Origin of the sequence: Streptococcus sp. GMD5S (genome assembly GCF_000298715.2) — a bacterium.
GTDB lineage: Bacteria > Bacillota > Bacilli > Lactobacillales > Streptococcaceae > Streptococcus.
The window spans coordinates 1-4688 of sequence record NZ_AJRG02000031.1 but is presented as its reverse complement, the minus strand read 5'-3'; the positions used below and the strand labels follow the sequence as shown (position 1 = coordinate 4688).

General features: G+C 40.7%; 1 protein-coding gene and 1 pseudogene. Both read right to left on the bottom strand.

Going from position 1 to position 4688, the window contains the following annotated elements:
* Positions 1 to 309: 309 nt before the first annotated feature.
* The gene (locus GMD5S_RS0209435) at positions 310 to 2124 is read right to left on the bottom strand and encodes a G5 domain-containing protein (protein WP_000087620.1); all 1815 of its coding nucleotides are present in this window, start codon (positions 2122 to 2124) and stop codon (positions 310 to 312) included.
* Between the two features lie 75 nt (positions 2125 to 2199).
* Positions 2200 to 4688, bottom strand: a pseudogene (padA, locus tag GMD5S_RS0209430) (LPXTG-anchored isopeptide-forming adhesin PadA); the annotation flags it as partial.

The window sequence follows — 4688 nt, the reverse complement described above, 5'->3', positions numbered from 1 at the left end:
CATCTCATTCTAACACAAAGAAAGGGAAATTGAAAGCAGATATAAAAAAATATTTACTTTTTTGTATTTCCAGATTGTCAATTTTCGGTGAGAATAATTAAAATATCAAAATTTCAGAACAGGCGTTTACACTATGTAAATAGCTGTTTTATTGTTGAACCTATTATCACTCCATGAGTTTCATAACGTACTCAAGCTACACATAAACATTAATATATTTAATTTTTTATAAAAAAGAACCCAAGAATAAATTCTGGGTTCTTTTTAGTATTTCTCGTACAAAAGATGCTTTTGTACAATTAGAGAGCCTTAGTCTTTCTTACGAACGACAAAGCCTACTAGACCAGCGATAAATAAACCAATCATTGAAAGAAGACTGGTAGAAGCTGTACCTGTGCTTGGTAGAACTTTCTGTTCTTGGCTTGCAGTTTCTTCTTTCTTAGTGCTTTCAGCCTGGTTCCCTGTTGTTGCAGTATCATTCTTATCACCGTTGGTTGTTGTAGGAGTTACTTTCTTAGTTCCAACTTCGACAATCTCATCTACTGCTGGAGTGGTGATTGTGCTTGATTTCTCAACACGACCTGTTTCAACGCCATCTGTGTAAGTCACTGTATAAACAATGGTGCGAACACCCTTCTTACCAGCTATCTTCACTTGACGACTGCCTTCTGGAAGGTCTGCGTTCTGCACTTCTTTGACTTGGAAAGCAACTTCTTCTGTCTTCGTTTCTTCCTTAGTCGTTACAACTGGGGCTACTACTTTCTTAGTTCCAACTTCGACAACTTCATCTACTGCTGGAGTGGTGATTGTGTTTGATTTCACCTCGCGACCTGTTTCAACGCCGTCTGTGTAAGTCACTGTATAAACAATGGTGCGAACACCCTTCTTACCAACAGCTTTCACTTGACGACTGCCTTCTGGAAGATTTGGATTTGTTACTTCCTTAGTTTGGAAAGCAACTTCTTCTGTCTTGGTCTCTTCCTTAGTCGTTACAACCGCTGCTTTCTTAGTTCCAATTTCGACAACTTCGTCTACTGCTGGAGTAGTGATTGTATTTGATTTCACCTCGCGGCCTGTTTCAACACCGTCTGTGTAAGTCACTGTTTCAACAATGGTACGAACACCTTTTTGCCCAGCTGTTTTCACTCGGCGAACACCTTCGGCTAAGAGTGCATTTTCAACCTCACGAGTCTGGAAGGCAACTTCTTCAGTTTTGGTTACTTCCTTAGTCGTTACAACAGTTTTTGAACCTGTATAAGTAATCTTGTTTTTTGCAACTTTCTTAGTCTTGCGTGAAACTTCTTTACGAGATTTTTCAACACCATCCACTTTTGTCACTTCATAAGTGACTTCATCGATACCTTCTTCACCTTCTTCAACACGCGTTTGACCTTTATCCAGTGCTGGATCTACTTTCGTTTCTTCTTTGAAAGCAACTTTTTCCTCCACAGTCACTGTTTCTTTGGTTTCAACACCTGTTTTCTTAGTTCCAACTTCGATGATTTCTTCTACTGGTTCTTTAATTACTGTTTGGTTCTTTCTATCACGTTTTTTCTCAACGCCATTTACCAAAGTAACATCCCAAACAACTTTCTTCTGACCTTTTTCTCCCGCTTGTTTTACCTTTCGAGTACCTTCAGCGAGGTCTGCATTGTTTTCTGTCCGAGATGGGTAAGGAATCTCCTCAGTAGTTGTGACTTCTTGATGTTCTTCTTTTAAATCTCCCCCAGTGAGAAGTGCCTCAGCCTTAGCTTTTAAAGAATTGTAGCGAGCTTCAAGCGCCGCAAAACTTTTTTGACCTTCTGGACTCTTCATTGCCTTCTTTGCAGTCTCAAAAAAATTCTTTGCTTCTTCTACATCACCCTCTAGGAGTTCTTTATTATCCTCATCTGGACTATTTGTAAAATCCTTAATTGAAGATTCTATACTATCAAGCATTCTTTTGAAAGTATTTGCAATACTTCGCTCTTGGCCATCTGGAATTTCTTCATCTTCCGCTGGTGTCTCTTCCGCATGCACTGTTGGAATTTGATACAAGTCGGGAGCTACATGATAAGTGGCTACTCCAAGTGCATTTAAAGCAAGTATAGAAATTCCTAACTTTAATAATTTTTTTCTACTCATTATTCTTTCCTTAACACTTTCAATATACAGTAAGGAGAAGAGTAAAATTTTCTACTCTCCTCTTACTATATGATACTAACGTTCAGCTTTACGCTTCCAAACTAGAAGTCCAGCAAGTCCTAGAGCTAGGGCTGCAAGTACTCCAAAGATTGAAGATCCTTCAGAACCTGTATTTGGCAATGTTTTCTTAGGTTCTGCTGGAGGAACGGTTCCACCTGGTGGCGGAGTTTGTGGTTTTTCTGGTGTTGGTGGTGTTGGTGGGAACACCACAACTTTGTTGGTAGTTTTTGGCTTTGGATTATGGTTAAAGCTTACTTCAGCTGTATTTGGTACACCACCAGTGAATTTTGTAAAATCTGTTCCTTCTTTGAAGTTAGTGTAAAGTACAAGACGTACGGTACTTCCCTTCAAGGCTTCAAGAACATCCTTATCGCTGATTTCAAAAGTCACAACATTGCTAGTTTCATCGTAAGTAACAGTAGCAATTGCTTCTAAATCTTTACCTACTAATTCACCGCGGTCATTTGAAACTTTAGACAATTTATCAATAGCTGCTTGAAGCTTGGTTTGAGCTTCTTTTAGTTTCTTGATTTCATTTTCAAGTTTCTCTTGTTGTTGTTTCTTATCAGCTGGTGCCAATTCTGATTCTTTCTCAGCTGGTGCTTGAAGTTTAGCCAAGTTTTCTTCAGCTGCTTTCAACTCTGCTTCCAAGCTTGCAAGATCTTGACTTGGCTCGCTAGTTGCAGGTTTCTTATCTTCTGATGCAGAAGAATCAGATGTAGCTGGAGTTGTTTCTTCAGCAGCTGTTGCTGGAGTAGCTGGTGTTGTAGTTTCAGCTGGTTTAGCTGGCTGCGCTGCCTTAGCTGCTTCCAACTTCGCTTTCAATTCAGCTACTTTAGCTTCCGCTGCCTTGAGTTCTTCCTTCTTACCAGTCTCTGTTGAAGTCTCTTCTGTTGACTTGCCTGTCAAAGCTTTGAGTTCTTTCTCAGACTGTTCAAGTTGAGCTTGAAGAGTTGCTTTGATCTTGTCAAACTGAGCATTTTCAACTTTAAGAGCGATACGGTCTTTGTTGACTTTCAAGACTGAATCGATTTTATCAGTGATCGTAAAGCTAGTCAAGTCTGTCTTGATAAGACGACCATATTGATCCTTCTTAGCATTTCCGTTTTCATCTACTGGATCTGTTGGAACCGGTGTAGTGATATCGAAGCGGAAGGTATCTAAAGCGTTTGGTAAGTGGTAGTCTTTATCAGGTTTAGATCCATCTTCTGGCCCAACTGTCTTAGCAGGTTCACCTGGTGTTGGATCTGTTGGTTTTTCTGGGTCACGCGGTTTCACCGTTACTGGTTTTGTTTCCTTGTTACCAGATTGACCATTCGCATCCTTGAAGTTGACAGTTGCTTTGTTTGGTACCAATTGGTCCTTATAAGCTTTCAAATCGCTATTCGCTTTGAGTTTAGCTGGAATATACAATTGGATTTCTTTGAAACCTTTCAATCGAGCGAAATCTTTCACTTTCACAGTGACTGTATTTCCCTTAACACTTGTTTCAAGGGCACCATTTGCATCACGACCATCCACATAGGCTACTGGCGTATCAGCGATTGCCAAGACCGGTTCGAGTGTATCTGTGACTGTGAACTCTTTGTACTTATCAATATCTTTTGGCAAAGTTGTATTGACATTATACATGTATGGTGCGTCGTATTCCACATCCAAGTGGTCCAAGGTACGATTAATCTTCTTAGAAATTTCTGGTTCTGGTTCTTTTGGAACGACTACCGGAACTTTATTCGAATCTTTGTGTAGCCCTGGTTTGTGTGGGAACTTCGCGTCATAAGAAGCTGTATTTGGAACAGTGAATCCACGATCTGTTAGATATGGAGTCAAATCAGCTCCCACTTTAATCTTCGCAGTGAAGCTCAATTCAACAGCTTGACCGCCATTGGCTTTCACTTGTTCCTTTGTAAGGGTCAAGGTAATGGTTTGACCCTCTACCTTGATTTGACTGGCATCAAGAGCTTGACCATTCAAGATTGCACTTGCTGAACCTGCATAATCAAGAACAGACTCAAGTGTATCACTTACGCTGAAGGCTGTCGCATCTGTTGGGACACTTGTTTTCACGTTGTATGTGAAAATTTGGTCACGATCAGCAAGCGTTTCCTCAGCCTTAGTATTGACATCTTTCTTGATCTCTGGTTCATCTGGTGTCGGTGGCGTTACTGGGACTTCATTGGAGTCTTTCGTAAAGCCTGGTTTATTTGGAAGATCTACCTTGTAAGTCGCCTTATTCGGAATCCGTATACGACCGTCTTCCTTCACATGTGCAGACAAGTTCGCACCAGCTTTGATCTTGGCGTCGAATGTTAATTCAACGACTTGACCGCCATTGGCTTTCACTTGGTCTTCTGTAAGCGTCAAGGTAATCGTTTGACCTTCTACCTTGATTTGGCTAGCATCAAGAGCTTGACCATTCAATTTAGCACTTGAAGTTCCTGCGAATTCAAGAACGTCCACTAGGGTATCTGTGACTGAGAAGGCTGTCGCATCTTGAGCTACAC